Source organism: Azospirillum sp. UFLA03-27 (assembly GCF_059803775.1).
On sequence record NZ_JAUQTX010000025.1, the window covers coordinates 23683 to 39835 of the forward strand.

Annotated in this window: 12 protein-coding genes; 3 read left to right on the forward strand and 9 right to left on the reverse strand. The window is 68.3% G+C overall.

All coding sequences use genetic code 11. From position 1 onward, the window contains the following. Positions 1 to 288: 288 nt before the first annotated feature. Positions 289 to 2115 carry a carbohydrate-binding domain-containing protein gene (locus Q4I23_RS06135; protein ID WP_498525612.1) on the forward strand — a complete coding sequence of 609 codons (1827 nt, stop codon included), beginning with the start codon at positions 289 to 291 and terminating at the stop codon, positions 2113 to 2115. 56 nt (positions 2116 to 2171) lie between these two features. On the opposite strand, the gene Q4I23_RS06140 is transcribed toward Q4I23_RS06135, so the two are convergent. Both Q4I23_RS06140 and Q4I23_RS06145 read right to left on the reverse strand, forming a co-directional pair. Further along, entirely contained in the window at positions 2172 to 3530 is a 1359-nt protein-coding gene (locus Q4I23_RS06140; protein ID WP_498525613.1) for a protoglobin domain-containing protein, read from the reverse strand. 380 nt (positions 3531 to 3910) lie between these two features. Then, positions 3911 to 4438 (reverse strand): hypothetical protein, encoded by a 528-nt coding sequence (locus Q4I23_RS06145; protein ID WP_237903051.1) that lies wholly within the window; start codon positions 4436 to 4438, stop codon positions 3911 to 3913. Between the two features lie 244 nt (positions 4439 to 4682). Between Q4I23_RS06145 and ligA the strand changes: the two genes are divergently transcribed. Next, entirely contained in the window at positions 4683 to 7070 is a 2388-nt protein-coding gene (gene ligA, locus Q4I23_RS06150) for an NAD-dependent DNA ligase LigA (RefSeq protein ID WP_498525614.1), read from the forward strand. A gap of 124 nt (positions 7071 to 7194) precedes the next feature. Continuing rightward, positions 7195 to 7593: a bacteriohemerythrin gene (locus tag Q4I23_RS06155; RefSeq protein WP_454019269.1), complete on the forward strand. Its 399-nt coding sequence runs from the start codon at positions 7195 to 7197 to the stop codon at positions 7591 to 7593. Between the two features lie 275 nt (positions 7594 to 7868). Here Q4I23_RS06155 and lpxC read toward each other — a convergent pair whose 3' ends face one another. The 7 genes from lpxC to Q4I23_RS06190 all read right to left on the reverse strand — a co-directional run. Continuing rightward, positions 7869 to 8813, reverse strand: coding sequence for a UDP-3-O-acyl-N-acetylglucosamine deacetylase (gene lpxC, locus Q4I23_RS06160; protein WP_454019270.1), 945 nt, complete (start codon positions 8811 to 8813; stop codon positions 7869 to 7871). Between the two features lie 359 nt (positions 8814 to 9172). After that, the gene (ftsZ, locus tag Q4I23_RS06165; RefSeq protein ID WP_498525615.1) at positions 9173 to 10963 is read right to left on the reverse strand and encodes a cell division protein FtsZ; all 1791 of its coding nucleotides are present in this window, start codon (positions 10961 to 10963) and stop codon (positions 9173 to 9175) included. Positions 10964 to 11105: 142 nt separating this feature from the next. Further along, on the reverse strand, positions 11106 to 12368 hold the full coding sequence (ftsA, locus tag Q4I23_RS06170; protein WP_041811946.1) for a cell division protein FtsA: 1263 nt from the start codon (positions 12366 to 12368) through the stop codon (positions 11106 to 11108). 81 nt (positions 12369 to 12449) lie between these two features. Next, positions 12450 to 13412: a cell division protein FtsQ/DivIB gene (locus tag Q4I23_RS06175; RefSeq protein WP_454019272.1), complete on the reverse strand. Its 963-nt coding sequence runs from the start codon at positions 13410 to 13412 to the stop codon at positions 12450 to 12452. Further along, the gene (locus Q4I23_RS06180; RefSeq protein ID WP_454019273.1) at positions 13397 to 14347 is read right to left on the reverse strand and encodes a D-alanine--D-alanine ligase; all 951 of its coding nucleotides are present in this window, start codon (positions 14345 to 14347) and stop codon (positions 13397 to 13399) included. Before Q4I23_RS06180 ends, Q4I23_RS06175 begins: the two co-directional genes overlap by 16 nt. Beyond that, complete coding sequence (gene murB / locus Q4I23_RS06185) at positions 14344 to 15270, reverse strand: UDP-N-acetylmuramate dehydrogenase (protein WP_498525616.1); 927 nt, start codon at positions 15268 to 15270, stop codon at positions 14344 to 14346. Before murB ends, Q4I23_RS06180 begins: the two co-directional genes overlap by 4 nt. A 14-nt stretch (positions 15271 to 15284) precedes the next feature. Beyond that, on the reverse strand, positions 15285 to 16153 hold an 869-nt coding region (locus tag Q4I23_RS06190; protein WP_498525617.1), incomplete at its 5' end, for a UDP-N-acetylmuramate--L-alanine ligase.

A 16153-nucleotide genomic window follows, 5' to 3' on the forward strand; every position in this document is an offset into this window, starting at 1 on the left:
GCAAACTTCGTTTGCGCTGACGCGACAGGCGGACCGTTGGTCCGCCGAAAGCGGGGAGAGGGTTGGGGTGAGGGGGATGCGCTTTTGCCGGACGTACCGCCATGCGCACCCCCTTCACCGGCTCTGCGGTCCACCCTCTCCCCAGAGGGGGGAGGGCTGAATCCTCCGTTCAGGTCACAGCAATCGCCCGCAGCGGTCATACGGCGGCCACAGCAAAACACGCATAGTCCAGCCTAGCGCGTCCGGTAACCGGGCGCCGTTCGCCCAAGAACGAACAAGGTTGGCAAGATGTCGAACAGCTCCGCTTCCGCCGGCAACGTCGTTGTGATCGACAGTGGCCTGTCCTCCGCCTGGAACACGGGCCAGCTGGTCTACCAGCATGACTTCTACGGAAACGACAACGACGTCATGGTCGCCAACGCGAACACGCACGGCGCCTTGGTCACCGCGGAGATCCTGGAGAACGCGCCCGACGTCGGCATCATCGCGCTGAAGGTCATGCCCGACGACGGCAGCGGCGCCAGCGAGGCCAACATCGAGAAGGCCCTGCAATGGGTCGTCGCCAACGCCGACGCCTACAACATCACGGCGGTGAACCTGTCGCTGGGCGGCGGCGCGCAGACGACCGCGGCCACCACCTCGATCTCCGACGAGCTGGCGGCGCTGACCGCCAAGCGCGTGCTGACCGTGGCCGCCGCCGGCAACAGCGGCGACGGCGGGGCGTCGCAGAGCGTCTCCAGCTACTCGGCCGACGTGAACCAGATCTGCGTCTCGGCTTCCACCGGCGACGGAGCCTTCCCGTCCTGGGCGCAGCGCAGCCCGACCCTGACCGACGTCTGCGCCGACGGCACCGACGTGCGCATCACCAATCTGTCGGGCGTCACCTACACGGCCAACGGTTCCTCCTTCGCCGCCCCGGCGGTCACCGCGGCGGTGGCGAAGGCGCAGCAGGCGTGGGTGGAACAGACCGGCACCCGGCTGACCCAGGGGGAGTTCCTCGATCTCGCCCGCAGCACCGGCAAGGCCATGGGCACCGCCGGCTATTTCGAGCTGGACACCGATGCCCTGCTCGCCAAGATCGCCCAGTCCGCCCCGGTCTCCACGGCGCAGAGCGCCACGACGATCACCGTCAACGCCTCCGGCGCGCCGGCCGGCGGGGTCAACGCCCATTTCAAGCTGCTGGTGGACGGCAAGACGGTGGGGCAGGCCACGGTGGATTCAGCGGCCAAGGACTACAGCTTCACCGCCAACCTGACCGCCGACCAAGCCCACAAGGTGCAGGTCCAGTACGACAACGACGGCTTCGTGAACGGCCAGGACCGCAACCTGTTCGTCAACAAGGTCACCATCAACGGCACCGCCCACAGCCCGACCGCCGCCAACGTCACCTATGACAAGGGCGCTCTCGACGGCAAGGACGTGGTCAAGGGCCAGTCGTCGATGTGGTGGGGCGGCACGCTGGTGGTCGATGCTCCGGCCAAGGATTTCCCGGCCCAGGCGGCGCCCGCCAACACGACCATCACGGTCAACGCCTCCGGCGCCGCGGCGGGCGGGGTGAACGCTCACTTCAACCTGCTGGTGGACGGCAAGGCCATCGGCGGCGCCACGGTCGGCACGGCGGGCAAGGACTTCACCTTCGCCACCAACCTGACCGCCGATCAGGCGCACAAGGTCCAGGTGCAGTACGACAACGACGCCGTGGTGAACGGGCAGGACCGCTCGCTGTTCGTCAACAAACTCACCATCAACGGCCACGCCGTCGCGCCGACGGCGTCGAACGTCACCTATGACAAGGGCGCTCTCGACGGCAAGGACGTGGTCAAGGGGCAGGCCGGCCTGTGGTGGAACGGCACGCTGGTCGTTGACGCCGACAAGTCCTGGTTCCCGTCTTCCGGAACCGCCTCGGGAAGTGGTGCCGTGGCCTCCGCCCTGTCGGCGGACGGGCAGGACACGGTGTGGCAGCACCTCGTCGCCCAGGGGCTGGAGGCCGCGGCGCCGGTCCATGCGGACACGGCGCTGTCCATGGCGGATCTCGGCCTGTCGGGGGATTTCCACGCCCACGCCGCGCCGACGGATCATCACCTCGACCCGCTGCATCCGTTCGACGCGGCCTGAGCGACGGCGCCCTGAGCCGTGTCATCAGGACGAGGGGTGGAAACGCCCCCGTCCGGTCACGCCGCCACGCGCAGGGACATCATGTGCGACAGGAACTTGTCCAGCGCGGCGCGCAGTTCCTCCGCCGTCCCGCTCAATTGGGCGGTGGTGTGGAAGGCGTCCTCGACCGACGCCCTGACCGACCGTGCGCCGTCGGCAAGGTGCCCGGCCTCGTCGGACATCCGTTCGGCGGACTGGCTGGCCTCGTGAATGTTCTGGGCGATTTCCCGTGTCGCCTCGTTCTGCTGGCCCATGATGGACAGCACGTCCTGCGAATGGGCGCGCAACGCTCCAACCACTGAGCCAATTCCGGCGATCTCGTCGCGGGTCCGGCCCGTCGCGCCGTCGATCTCCTGAAGCAGGCGGGTGATGTCCTCCGTGGCTCCGGCGGTCTGCTTGGCGAGCACCTTGACCTCCGCCGCCACCACGGAGAATCCGCGCCCGGCCTCGCCGGCGCGGGCCGCTTCGATGGTGGCGTTCAGAGCCAGCAGGTTGGTCTGGTTGGCGATGGCGTTGATCAGCTTCAGCGTCCCGCCGATCCGCCCGGCGATGCCGGCCAGCGCGGTGACCGCCTCGGTGGAGCGCTGTGTGGCGGCCTGCGCCTCGTTGACGATGGAGAAGGCGCTCTCCATGCGCAACACCACGCTGTGGTTGGTGGCGGTCAGTTCCTCGGCGGCGGCGGCGATGGCGCGGGCGTTGCTGGCGGTGCCGGAAACCGCGCCGGTCAGATGCTCCGTGCGCACGCCGGTGTCCTGGGCGATGCCGCGCACCGCGCCGGTCGCCGCGTTGACCGCCGCCGCAGACTGGCCGACGCTATCAATGGCGCCCTGCACCGTGTCTCGGAAATTCTCCGCCAATTCGACCAGCATCCGGTTGGTCATGGTCATCACGGCGGTGCTGTAGGCGTCGAAGGATAGGTCAAGGTCGAGGAAGATCGCGGTTTCCACCGCCCCCATGATCCTCATGGCGCGCGGCGCATCGCGGCGGTGCCGCTGGCCGATCAGCCCGCCCAGCCGTCCCATGACCAGCCGGTAGGCTCCGAAATACCAGCGCGGGTGCAGGCCGATGCGGTAATGCGCTTGGCCCACCGCCTTCACGCGCGTCAGGTAGACGTCGTCGAAGCTGCCGGAAAACAGATGTCGCCAGTGATTGACCTGGGCGTCCTTCAATCGCTCGACGGATTTCCCGTCCAGGATCTTCCGGAGTTCGGGAATGGCGAGAAGGTGGTCGTAGAAGTCTTTGAGAATGACGGGCAGGTGCGGCTCGGCGATGCTCCAGGCTTCCTTCAGAAGCGGGGCCGTCTCACCGCCAATCCGCAGAAAGGAGAGGCGTTCCTGAACGCTGCCTTGAATGCCGCCTTGAATGCCACTGTCCATGGTGTTCGTCTCTTTGTTCTTGGTTGGCAAGCGTTGAGCTGCGGCTGGACCGGGGTTCCTCCCGGCTGATCACCGCTCGGCTATCACCATGCGGGCATCATGGACATGACAGTTTTAACGATTGGTTTCATGCTTTATTGCGGTTCTGTAAAATATTAAGTTAAACGAGTTCCCGGAGATAAAAGGAGAAAACCAGGGGAATCACATAATTTCCCATGCCCGTCTTTTGCCGGAGTTATAGGAAATAAGGCAGATTATCAAGTTGCTGGGAATCTTCGCAAAGATGCCGCGAGGAAACGTTTGCCCGCCGTCTGGCTGTTCACTGCCGGAACGTTTTAATACTCTGGTATGCGACAAACAAGCGCAGGTCTATGCCGGTCTCAGGCGGCGCTCTTCCAAGGCTGCCAGCCGCCCAGACGAAGCCCGATCGCGATGCCGGTGAAAGGAATGCGCAACTCCAGGTCGCGGGGCTGAAAGAAGGTCAGGCGTTCCGGCGTGCCCGTGGCGCCGTATTCCAGGCGGGCGCCCTTCGGCTCCTCGGCGAACTCGTCGCTCATCACCTGCCAGATCTCCAGGTCGTCGCCGTGGTTGGAGATCTTGTACTGGCCGCAGCGCCAGACCGGAGCCTCGCCCACGCCGCCCTCGACCACCTTCTTGTCGCCGTCCATCTTCACGTCGCCCACGCCGGCGGCCCGGCCCGACATGGACGGCCCCTGGCTTTCCGCCCGGAAACCCAGCCGCAGCCAGGGGGACCGAGTGCGCGGGATCATGCGGCGCAGCAGGCGCGCGTCCTCCGTCGCGAAATGGTCGGGATCGTCGTACAGGATGCGGTCAAGCGCCGCGGCGATGACGAATCGATCGTCGATGGTCAGGCTGCCGGCGGTCGCACGGCTGGTCGGCTCGTTCATGCAGCACATCCGTTCACGGGCGCCGGTTCATCATACACGCAACCCTCGCGTCCCCGCACCTTTCCAGGTCTGCTCAAGGTCTGCGGTTTCAAGGTTGGCGCGGACGGAGCCGAATGCCAGACCGGCTCAAGGCCGGACTCCACGGCACGCCCCCGCGGCGCTATGCTGCGCCCCCGGCGGCGCCCGCCGATCCAGCGCCGTCCTCCAGCGTCATCCTCATGAGAAGGCACCGAAGAGACCCGCCATGAACGACCTGTTCGATACCCCCGCCGCGCTCCGCAGCATCCCCGTGGAGGAGCTGACGGTGGAGCAGGCGCAGGCGGAACTGGCCGCGCTGGCCCAGGAGATCGCCCACCACGACCGGCTCTATCACCAGCAGGACAAGCCGGAGATTTCCGACGCTGCCTACGACGCGCTGGTCCGCCGCAACAACGGGATCGAGGCGCGTTATCCGGAGCTGCGCCGGGCCGATTCGCCGTCGCTGCGCGTCGGCGCGACCCCGGCGGCGGCTTTCCGCAAGGTGCGGCACGCGCTGCCCATGCTGTCGCTCGGCAACGCCTTCGAGCCGGAGGAGGCGCACGAGTTCGTCGCCCGCGTCCGCCGCTTCCTCGGCCTGTCCGACGACGCCCCGCTGGAGTTCGTGGCCGAGCCGAAGATCGACGGGCTGTCCTGCTCGCTCCGCTACGAGAACGGCCGGCTGGTCCTGGCCGCCACACGCGGCGACGGGACGGAGGGCGAGGACGTGACCGCCAACGTCCGCACCATCAAGGATGTGCCGCAGACCCTGGAGGCGCCATTTCCTGCGGTGCTGGAGGTGCGCGGCGAGGTCTACATGAACCGCGACGACTTTTTGGGCATGAACCGCGCCTACGCGGAGCGGGGGGAGGACCTGTTCGCCAACCCGCGCAACGCCGCCGCCGGGTCGCTGCGCCAGAAGGATTCGAGGATCACCGCATCGCGCCCGCTCTGCTTCTTCGGCTACGCGCTGGGCGAGCTGTCGGAGCCGATCGCCGACACCCAATGGGGCATCCGCGAGCGGCTGCGCGGCTGGGGCTTCTCGCTGAACCGTCCGGCCAACCTGTGCGACGGCGCCGAGGCCCTGCTGACCCACTACCGCAAGATCGGCGAGGAGCGCTCGGCGCTTCCCTTCGACATCGACGGGGTGGTCTACAAGGTCAACAGCCTGGAGCTTCAGCAACGGCTGGGCTTCGTCAGCCGAGCGCCGCGCTGGGCCATCGCCCACAAATTCCCGGCCGAGCAGGCGCAGACCCGGTTGAAGGGCATCACCATCCAGGTCGGCCGCACCGGCGCTCTGACCCCGGTGGCCGAGCTGGAGGACATCACCGTCGGCGGCGTGGTGGTCAGCCGCGCCACCTTGCACAACGAGGACGAGATCGCCCGCAAGGATGTCCGCATCGGCGATCTGGTGACCGTCCAGCGGGCCGGCGACGTGATCCCGCAGATCGTCGGGGTGGTGGAGGGGCAGCGCCCCGCCGATGCCGTGCCCTATGTTTTCCCCGACCATTGTCCGGTCTGCGGCAGCCTCGCCGTGCGCGAGCCGGACGAGGCGGTGCGCCGCTGCACCGGCGGCCTGATCTGCGCCGCCCAGGCCAAGGAGCGGCTGCGCCATTTCGTGTCGCGCAACGCCTTCGACATCGAAGGGCTGGGCGAGAAGACCATCGAGGAGTTCTGGGAGGACGGGCTGATCCGCTCCCCCGTGGACATCTTCACGCTGGAGCGCCGGGTGGCGGCGGGGGAGATCGCCATCCTCGGCCGTCCGGGCTGGAAGGAGAAGTCGGTCGAGAACCTGTTCGCCGCGATCAACCAGCGGCGCGAGCGCATCGACCTGCACCGCTTCATCTTCGCGCTGGGCATCCGCCACATCGGTGAGGTGACGGCCAAGTCGCTGGCCCGCCATTACGGCTCGATCGACGGCTGGTTGGAGGGGATGGAGCGCGCCGTCGCCAACATGCCGGGGGAGGCGTGGCGCGACCTGCACGCTTTGAACGGCCTCGGCCCGGTGAAGGCCGACGCTCTGCTCGCCTGGTTCGCCGACCCGGAGAATCTGCCGAAGCTGGATTTCTACGCCGGCCAGGAGGCGTTGCGGCTGGACAGCGTCATCAAGCTGCTCGGCATCAAGAAGGTGGACAGCCGCGCCGCTCAGGCTCTGGCCGAGCGCTACGGCGCGCTGGCGGACTGGAAGGCGGCAATGCTCGCCGCCGTCGGCGCGCAGCCCGGTCCCGGCTGGGGCGAACTGGTCGCCATCCCCGACGTGGGCGAGGTCGCCGCGGAGGAACTGGCCGGCTTCTTCCAGGAGGAGCGCAACCGCGCCATCATCGACGACCTGCGCGCCGCCGGTGTGCGGGTGGCCGATGCCGAGCGCCCGAAGGCGGCCGGCGGCTCCCCGGTCGCCGGCAAGACGGTGGTCTTCACCGGCACGCTGGAGACCATGACCCGCACCGAGGCGAAGACCCGCGCGGAGTCGCTGGGGGCCAAGGTCGCGGGCTCGGTCTCGGCCAAGACCGATTACGTCATCTGCGGGGCGGACGCGGGCAGCAAGGCCGCCAAGGCGCGCGACCTGGGCGTGACCATCCTCAGCGAGCAGGAGTGGGCCGAGCTGATCGCCGGCTGATCGCCGGCTGGCCCAGGGGGGCGGAAGGGGAGGGGCGGCGCGGCTGAGTGCCGCGTTGACGCCCCTCGCCGCCGGTTCCATAAAGGGGAGAAGCACCATAAGAAAAATGAGACGGGGGATCGCTATGGACTCCATTCAATGGTCGCGCTGGATGAGCGTCGGCATCGAAGAACTCGATGAGGATCATCGTGTTCTCGTGGACATCGTCAACAAGCTGGGTGCGTGCGAAAACCGCGACTCTCCTGATGTCGTCGAAGCGATCCTGGACGAACTGATCCACTACACCAAGGATCATTTCGCGCGCGAAGAAGCGCACATGGCCCAGACCAATTACCCGACCTTCGCCGCACACAAGGCTCTGCACGACACCCTGACGCGCAACGTCGAATCCTACCGCGAACGTTTCCACGCCCAGCGCGACACCATCACCGGCAACGAGGTGTTCGAATTCTGTGCCGACTGGTTGGGCAAGCACATCCTGAAGGAAGACACCCGCTTCGGCGCCTACGCCGCGGAGCAGTGAGTTGTCTCATGTCCCCTCTCCCGCCCCGGGAGAGGGGATTTCGACGGAGCCACCTCAGCCGAAGTCTCAAAAACACAACATAAAATATTGATATAATTCAATTTTATTGTGATTCTGGGAAAACGGCGCGGAAATCATATCCTTTCACTCCCAGAAGGGGAGGGGAGTGTGCGTGCGCCTCGCCTCGCGCGAACCCGAGAGGGGAGGGGGCGCAAAACGAAAATGCCCTCCCCGGAAGGGGAGGGCAGGGGCAACGCGATGCTGTGAGGCGCGTCTCAGGCGACGGCCAGCCGCTCGGTCGCGTGCCAGACGGCGCCCGGCAGCGCCGTGCTCGGCGGGGTCTCGTAGCACCAGGCGCTGGCGTCGGCGAACAGAGCGCGCAGCAGCTGGTTGTTCAGGGCGTGGCCGGACCGGACACCATGGAAATGACCGACGAACATCGCGCCGGCCAGATAGAGGTCGCCGACCGCGTCGAGGATCTTGTGGCGGACGAACTCGTCGTCGAAGCGCAGGCCGCCCTCGTTCATCACCTCGTCACCGGAGATGACCACCGCGTTGTCCAGCGAACCGCCGCGGGCGAGGCCCATCTTGCGCAGCCCCTCGACCTCGTGCAGGAAGCCGAAGGTGCGGGCAGCGCTGATCTCGTCACGGAAGGTCTCGGCGTCCAGCTCCATCTCGTGGCTCTGCTGGGCGATCGCCTTGCTGGCGAAGTCGATCTCGAAGCTGAAGCCCGTCGTGTGGTCCGGCGTGAAGGTGGCGCTCTTGTTGCCCTCGGTCACGGTGACCGGCTTCAGGATGCGGATGGCCCGGCGGGGCGCGTTCTGCGACACGGTGCCGACGCGCTCGATGGCCTCCACGAAGGGGGCTGCGCTGCCGTCCATGATCGGCACCTCGATGTTGTCCAGCGCGACCACGGCGTTGTCCACGCCGCAGCCGGCCAGCGCCGACATCAGGTGCTCAATGGTGCCGATGGTGGTGCCGTGGGCGTTGCCGATGACCGTGCACAGCTTGGTGTCGACCACATGGTCCCAGCGCGCCGGGATCACCGCGGCGGGGCCGCTGAGATCGGTGCGCCGGAAGACGATGCCGGTGTTCGGCTCGGCCGGGGAAATCGTCAGGGTGACCGTCGCGCCCGTATGCAGCCCGACGCCCGAGCAACGCACCGGCTTCGCCAGGGTACGCTGCAGCATGCCTTCGGTCTTGATGCGATTCTGAGCCACGGTGTCTGTCCCGTTTCAATCTTGGTCTTGGTGCGATCGGTCCGCGACTTGCCGCCGGTCTCCCTTGGGAGGGGCGGGTCAGCGCTTATGACCGCATATGCTAGGTATCACTGCCCCCTGTGGACGACAAATCACTCTTTGTTACCGTTTGTTGCAGGACGGTAGAGCACCGTCGCCGGGCGCGAACCAGGGCGCTCCCCAGACACGAAAAGACCGCCCCCGGAGCGTTCTTGCGAAGCTCTGGAGGCGGTTGAAGTCTAACAGGTTGTGGATGCCCGCCGATGCCGCTTCGAAAGAGGCGGCGGCGACCGGCGGGTTGCTGTTGCCCTCAGATCAATTGGGCCAGCCTCGGTGACGCGTCAGTTGGCCTGACGGCGCAGGAAGGCGGGGATGTCCAGCGCTTCCTCGTCGATCTTCTGGGTGGTGCCGTCGCCCATCGCCTGCGGGCGCGGGGGCTGGGCCATCGGCTGCTGCGGGGCGGCCATCGGCGGCTGCGGCATCATCGGCTGCTGGTGTTGCGGCTGCTGGTGTTGCGGCTGGTTATGCTGGGGCTGATGGTGCTGCTGCGGCTGATGCTGCGGGGCCGGCTGGGGAGCCGGTTCGGCCTTGCGGCCGGCCAGACCGGTTACCAGACCGAACAGGAAGTTCGGCTTGCGGGCCGGCGGCTCAGCCTGGGCGGCGGCGGCGAGCTGGCTCGACATCGGGACCGAGGACTGGCGCGGGCCGGGATCGGCGGCCTTCGGGGCGATGAAGTGGCCGTCGCGGCGCTCGCTGTGCAGCGGACCGGTGGCGACGTTGCGGGCCGGGGCGGTTTCCACCGGCTGCATGCCGTCATGGCCCATCGGCATGTGCGGGTGGGGCGCATGCTGCGGGGCGTGCTGAACCATCGGGTCCATGGGCTGCTGGACCGGCTGCGGCGCCGGCTGCTGGACCGGAACGTGCTGCTGGAACTCCGACGGATGCGGCTGCTGGACCTGGGGCTGCGCGACCCCGCCCATCGGGCGCGGGGCCAGACCGGCGCCGGGGATCGCCGGGGCGAGCTGACCGGGGGAGGTGAGCGGCGCCGGGGCGGCCTGGGTCAGGCCAGCCGCGCCGGCGGGCTTCTTGGCGCCGCCATTGCCGCCGTTGCGGTCGGAGACCAGCGACAGGTTGACCGGGTGCAGGGTGCGCGGGTTGGACATGGCCGCGGCGTCGATGCCGGTGGCGACCACCGACACGCGCATCACGCCGTCCAGCGAGCTGTCGAAGGTCGAGCCGAAGATGATGTTGGCGTCCGGATCGACTTCGTCACGGACGCGGTTCGCCGCCTCGTCGACCTCGAACAGGGTCATGTCGTAGCCGCCGGTGATGTTGATGAGGACGCCGCGGGCACCCTTCATCGACACGTCGTCGAGCAGCGGGTTGGAGATGGCGGCCTCCGCGGCCTCGATGGCGCGGCGCTCGCCGCCAGCCTCGCCGGTGCCCATCATCGCCTTGCCCATCTCGGTCATGACCGAGCGGATGTCGGCGAAGTCCAGGTTGATGAGGCCGGGCATCACCATCAGGTCGGTCACGCCGCGCACGCCGGAATGCAGAACATCGTCGGCCATCTTGAAGGCGTCCGCGAAGGTCGTCTTCTCGTTGGCGATGCGGAACAGGTTCTGGTTCGGGATGATGATCAGCGTGTCGACATACTGCTGCAGCTCGGCGATGCCCGATTCGGCCAGCCGCATGCGGTGCGCGCCCTCGAAATGGAAGGGCTTGGTCACCACGCCGACGGTCAGCAGGCCGCGCTCGCGGGCCGCGCGGGCGATGACCGGGGCAGCGCCCGTGCCGGTGCCGCCGCCCATGCCGGCGGTGATGAACACCATGTTGGCGCCTTCGAGGTGACCGATGATCTCCTCGAGCTGCTCCTCGGCGGAGGCGCGGCCGACGTCCGGCTTGGAGCCGGCGCCCAGGCCGCGGGTCATGGTGGTGCCGAGCTGGACGCGCTTCTCGCAGAGCGAGCCCTTCAGGGCCTGCGCGTCGGTGTTGCCCACGACGAAGTCCACGCCTTCCAGGTTGGACTTGATCATGTTGTTCACGGCGTTGCCGCCGGCGCCGCCGACACCGAAGACGGTGATGCGGGGCTTCAGTTCGGGCTCGATGCTGGGGATGGTCACGTTGATCATGTTATGGCCTCCACAACCTTTTGATTGGTTCGATGCTTTGCGTCGCGGGTTCTTTGCCCGGTTGGGTCCGGGTGGTGTTTTTAGGCAGGAATGCGGTGGTGCTGCGGGAGCCTTTTTGGGGCCGGGAACCATGTCCGGTGGGTCATAGGTTCTCCCGCAGCCACAGGCCGACGCGCCCGAAGAACCCCGTGCCGGCGCCAGCCTCATGGCCCGCCACGGGAAGTTCCGCCGGATTGCGCACGGCGTGGAGAAGGAGGCCCGCGGCGGTCGCGTAGGACGGACCGCCTTGCGCCTCGTTCAGACCGGTGATCCGCGTCGGTCGCCCGATGCGGACCTGTTTGTCCAGGATCAGCTGCGCCAGCTCGCGCATGCCCGGAAGTTGGCTGGCGCCGCCCGTCAGGACGACGCGCCGGCCGACCAGCTTCGCGTAGCCGGAATGCTCCAGCCGCGAGCGGACATGCTCGAAGATTTCCTCCAGCCGCGGCTGGATGATGCGCACCAGATAGGATTTCGGCAGGTTGTTGGCGCCGAGGCGCTCCTCCTCGCCGACCTGGGGGACGTCGATCATCTCGCGCTCGTCGGCGGGGCTGGTGATGGCGCTGCCGTGCAGCGTCTTCATGCGCTCCGCATGGACGACGGGCGTGGTCAGCCCGCGCGCGATGTCGTTGGTGACGTGGTTGCCGCCCAGCCGGATGCAGTCCGACCAGACCAGCGTGCCTTCGGAGAAGACCGAGATCGTCGTGGTGCCGCCGCCCATGTCGATGCAGGCGGAGCCCATCTCCATCTCGTCGTCGACCAGACAGGCGAGGCCGGACGCGTAGGGGCTGGCGACCAGACCCTCGATGTCGAGATGGCAGCGGGCCACGCAGGTCTGCAGGTTGCGCACCGCCCCGGCGGGCGAGGTGATGACGTGGGCCTGGACGCCCAGCCGCTCGCCGTACATGCCCTTGGGGTCGCGGATGCCGCGGCTGCCGTCCAGCGCGAAGCCCACGGGGATCGCGTGGACCAGCGCCTGGTCCGGGCCGACCTGCAGGCTGCGGGCGTGGGCCAGCGCGCGGCGGACGTCGCTCTCCGTCACCTCCTGGCCGGAAACGGGGACCTCGGCGTTGAAGCCGTGGGAGATCGGGGAGGACACGTTGACGATCACGTCGCGGATCGTCTCGTTGGCCATCTGCTCGGCCGCGTGGACGGCGGCGCCGATGGAGGTCTCCGCCGCTTCCATGTCGATGATGGCGCCGGCGCGGACGCCCGTGGCGATCTGGTGGCCGATCCCCACGATGCGCACGGCCCCCGCATCCTCGACGCGGGCGATGAGGCAGCACACCTTGGTCGAGCCAACGTCCAGCGCGGCGATGATCCCGCCGCGGGTGGCTCGTTTTGGCTTTTTCGCCCCGTTGAAGCCCATGTTCAGCACAACCCTATGGCCTCGATGCGTCCGGTCGTCCGCGTTTCAGAAAAGGGGTTCAGGAGGAGGTGTGGCGGAGGATCACGTCTTCTTGCCCGGCTTCTTCTTGTTGTCCTCCTCCGTCCAGGGCAGGACGGCGGTGGCGGAGGTCTGAAGCACGGCGCGGTCGTTCTGGCGCAGGTCGATGGCCACGATGTCGCGGTCGAGGACCTGTCCCGTCGCGTCCATCTCCGCCAACTGGCGCAGCGCGGACGGCATGCGGGCTTCCGGCAGTTTCACCACGACACCGTTCTTCAGCTTGAGGTCCCAGCGGCGGTCGCCGACCCAGGAGGCGGCGCTCACCTTGTCGCGCAGAGCCGGCACGTTGTCGAGGGCCGCGAGCAGCTTCGGCACCTGCATCGGCGCGTTGGCGCCGACGACCTGCGGCAGTGTCTCGATCCGCCGGTTGCCGCGCCGCGCCAGCTCGGTCGCGTCGGCCAGCGGGCGGCCTTCGCGGTCGATGACGGTGAACTTGCGGTCGTGCTGCCAGATCGCCATCGGCTCCCGTTCCGTCAGGCGGACGAACAGGATGCCGGGCAGGTGGCGCTCGATGGAGGCCGAGGCGACCCAGGGCAGGCTTTCCAGCTTCTCCTTGGCGTCGGACAGCGTGACGGCGAGGATCGGATCGCCGCGCTGCACGCCAAGCACGCGCAGGATGGACGCCGGGTCGGTCTCGGTGCGGCCCTCGACCAGAACGTCGGCGATGGCGAAGCCGGCGGACGCGCTGGTCTGGATCAGGCTTTCCTGCAACGCCGCGGTGGTCTCGGCGAAGGTGCCGCGCTGCCACGCCGACACGGCCATGCCGGCGACGACCAGGACCGGCGTCAGCAGAATGGCCGCCTTGACCGCGGGACGGGTCCAGCGCGGCCAGGCGCGGCGGCGGTTGCCTTTCTGGGCCGACTTCGCCATGGCGCGCGGCGGCACGGGCATGTCGTCGCGGGCCCGGTTCGCAGAGCCCCCGAAACCGGCGCGGAACTGCGGATCGATGCTCAGTCGAGTTGACATGCGGCGTTCTCCACCATCCAAGCGACGAGAGCCCCGTAGGTGAGCCCCACGGCAGCGGCCTGTTCGGGAACCAGCGACAGCGGCGTCATGCCCGGCTGGTTGTTGATTTCCAGGAAAAAGAGTCCGTCCGTCCCACTTTTACGATCGTCCCAGCGGAAGTCGCTGCGCGAAACGCCGCGGCACCCCAGGGTTCGGTGGGCCAGGACCGCCAACCTCTTGGCTTCTTCCGCGACGTTCTCGGGAATCTGCGCGGGCACAGTATGAACGGCATGACCGGCGCTGTATTTAGCCGTGTAGTCATACACCTGTGCTTCGAAACGGATCTCCGTCACGGTCAGGGGGCGGCACTCGCCGTCCAGCCCGCCCATGACGCCCACGGTCAGCTCGCGGCCCGGGATGAACTCCTCGACCAGGGCGCGCTCGCCGAAGGTCCAGGCGTCGCCGACCGGGCTGTTCTGCCCCTCGCGCACCAGCGTGACCCCGACGGTCGAACCCTCGTCCACCGGCTTGACGATGTAGGGGGCGGGCATCGGGTGAGCACCGCCGGTCAGCTCGCCCTTGGTGAGGACGAGGCCCTTGGGCGAGCGCACGCCGACCGGGGCGAGCAGCGCCTTGGTCATCGCCTTGTCCATGGCGACCGCGGCGGCGCGCACGCCGGAATGGGTGTAGGGGATGCCGAGGAATTCCAGGACGCCCTGGATCGTCCCGTCCTCGCCACCGCGCCCGTGCAGGGCGTTGAAGACCGCGTCGGGGCGCGGGTCGGTCAGCGCGCGCAGCAGCCCCTCCAGGTCGCGCTGCACGTCCACCGCGGTGACGCGGTAGCCTTCCTCCTCCAGCGCCTTGGCGACGCCGGCGCCGCTGACCAGCGACACCTCGCGCTCCGCCGACCAGCCGCCCATCAGGACGGCGACATGCTTCTTGTGGGGGGTGGTCATGCGGACGCTCCTTCGCGGGCCACGCCGACCCGCTTGATTTCCCACTCCAGCGTGACGCCGGAGGTCTCGAACACCCGGCGCCGGACCTCTTCGCCCAGCGCCTCCAGCTCCGCCGCGTTGGCGGTGCCCTGGTTGATGAGGAAGTTGCAGTGCTTCTCCGACACCTGCGCGCCGCCGATGGTCAGCCCGCGGCAGCCGGCCTTATCGATCAACTCCCACGCCTTGTGGCCGGGCGGGTTCTTGAAGGTCGAGCCACCGGTGCGCGAGCGGACCGGCTGGGTGTCGGCGCGCTGGTCGGAAATCTCCGCCATGCGCTGCGCGATCTCCGCCGGGTCGCCGACCGTGCCGCGCAGGGTGGCGCCGGTGAAGATGACGTCCTCCGGCACCCCGGCGTGGCGGTAGGTGAAGCCCATGCCGGCGTTGTCGTAGGACACGCGTTCGCCGCGGCGGGTCACGCCCTGGGCGGAGACCAGCACGTCCTTGATCTCGTGGCCGTAGGCGCCGCCGTTCATCCGCAGCGCGCCGCCGATGGTGCCGGGGATGCCCGACAGGAATTCCAGCCCGGCGACGCCGGCGTCGCGCGCCACCGCGGCGACGTTCAGGTCGAGCGCCGCGGCCCCGGCCTCCAGCGTCAGCCCGTCCGCCGCGATGCCGGCGAAGCCGCGGCCCAGCCGGATCACCACGCCGGGAATGCCGCCGTCGCGGATCAGCAGGTTGGAGGCGACGCCCAGCACCGTCACCGGCACGTCGTCCGGCAGTCCGGCCAGGAAGCCCGCCAGATCGTCGGCGTCCTCCGGCCGGAACATGACCTCCGCCGGCCCGCCGACGCGGAACCAGGTAACGTTCGCCAGCGGTGCCGCGGCGGTCAGCCGTCCGCGGCAGGCGGGCATCCGGTCGATGAGGGAGGCGGTTGTGGCTGTCATCGGAGAAAAACCCGTCACGCCTTGCCCGACAGCTTGTCCAGCTCGCCCGGCAGGGCGTTGGCCCACTGGGTGATGTTGCCGGCGCCCAGGCAGACCACGAGGTCGCCGGACCGCGCGATCTCGCGGACCAGCTGCGGCAGCTCGTCCGGGCCGTGCAGGGCGAGCACCTGACGGTGGCCGTGCATGCGCAGGCCCTCGACGAGGCTGTCGCGGTTGACGTTCTCGATCGGCTGCTCCCCGGCGGCGTAGACGTCGGCCACGATCACCGCGTCGGCGTCGTTGAAGCAGGTGCAGAACTCCTCGAACAGGTTGGCGAGGCGCGAATAGCGGTGCGGCTGGACGACGGCGATGGTGCGGCCGGTACCGGCGGTGCGCGCGGCCTTCAGCACGGCGGCGATCTCCACCGGGTGGTGGCCGTAATCGTCGATGACGGTGATGCCGTTCGACTCGCCGGTCTTGGTGAAGCGGCGCTTGACGCCCTGAAACTTCGCCATGCTGTCGCGCATCACCACGTCGGGCAGGCCCATCTCGTTGCCCACCGCGAAGCAGGCCAGCGAGTTCTGGACGTTGTGCGGGCCGTACATCGGCAGGCGCACGCCGATGATGGTCCGGCTCTCCCCGGTGTGGCGGTCGTCGATCACCACGTCGTACTCGGCGCCCTCGGTGCCCAGCCGCATGTTCACGGCGCGCACGTCGGCCTGCGGGCTGAAGCCGTAGGTGATGATGCGGCGGTCCGACACGCGCGGGATCATCGCCTGCACCTCCGGATGGTCGATGCAGAGCGCGGCGAAGCCATAGAAGGGGATGTTCTGGACGAAGCTGTCGAAGGCGGCCCGCATGTTGTCGAAGGTGCCGTAATAGTCGAGATGCTCCGGGTCCATGT

Excerpts from the sequence above, each read along its gene's own strand:
- ligA (WP_498525614.1), top strand. The coding sequence starts at position 4,683 with ATGAACGACCTGTTCGATACCCCCGCCGCGCTCCGCAGCATCCCCGTG.
- Q4I23_RS06175 (WP_454019272.1), bottom strand. The coding sequence starts at position 13,412 with ATGTCAACTCGACTGAGCATCGATCCGCAGTTCCGCGCCGGTTTCGGG.
- Q4I23_RS06145 (WP_237903051.1), bottom strand. The coding sequence starts at position 4,438 with ATGAACGAGCCGACCAGCCGTGCGACCGCCGGCAGCCTGACCATCGAC.
- Q4I23_RS06180 (WP_454019273.1), bottom strand. The coding sequence starts at position 14,347 with ATGACCACCCCCCACAAGAAGCATGTCGCCGTCCTGATGGGCGGCTGG.
- Q4I23_RS06155 (WP_454019269.1), top strand. The coding sequence starts at position 7,195 with ATGGACTCCATTCAATGGTCGCGCTGGATGAGCGTCGGCATCGAAGAA.
- Q4I23_RS06135 (WP_498525612.1), top strand. The coding sequence starts at position 289 with ATGTCGAACAGCTCCGCTTCCGCCGGCAACGTCGTTGTGATCGACAGT.
- Q4I23_RS06140 (WP_498525613.1), bottom strand. The coding sequence starts at position 3,530 with ATGGACAGTGGCATTCAAGGCGGCATTCAAGGCAGCGTTCAGGAACGC.
- murB (WP_498525616.1), bottom strand. The coding sequence starts at position 15,270 with ATGACAGCCACAACCGCCTCCCTCATCGACCGGATGCCCGCCTGCCGC.
- ftsZ (WP_498525615.1), bottom strand. The coding sequence starts at position 10,963 with ATGATCAACGTGACCATCCCCAGCATCGAGCCCGAACTGAAGCCCCGC.
- ftsA (WP_041811946.1), bottom strand. The coding sequence starts at position 12,368 with ATGGGCTTCAACGGGGCGAAAAAGCCAAAACGAGCCACCCGCGGCGGG.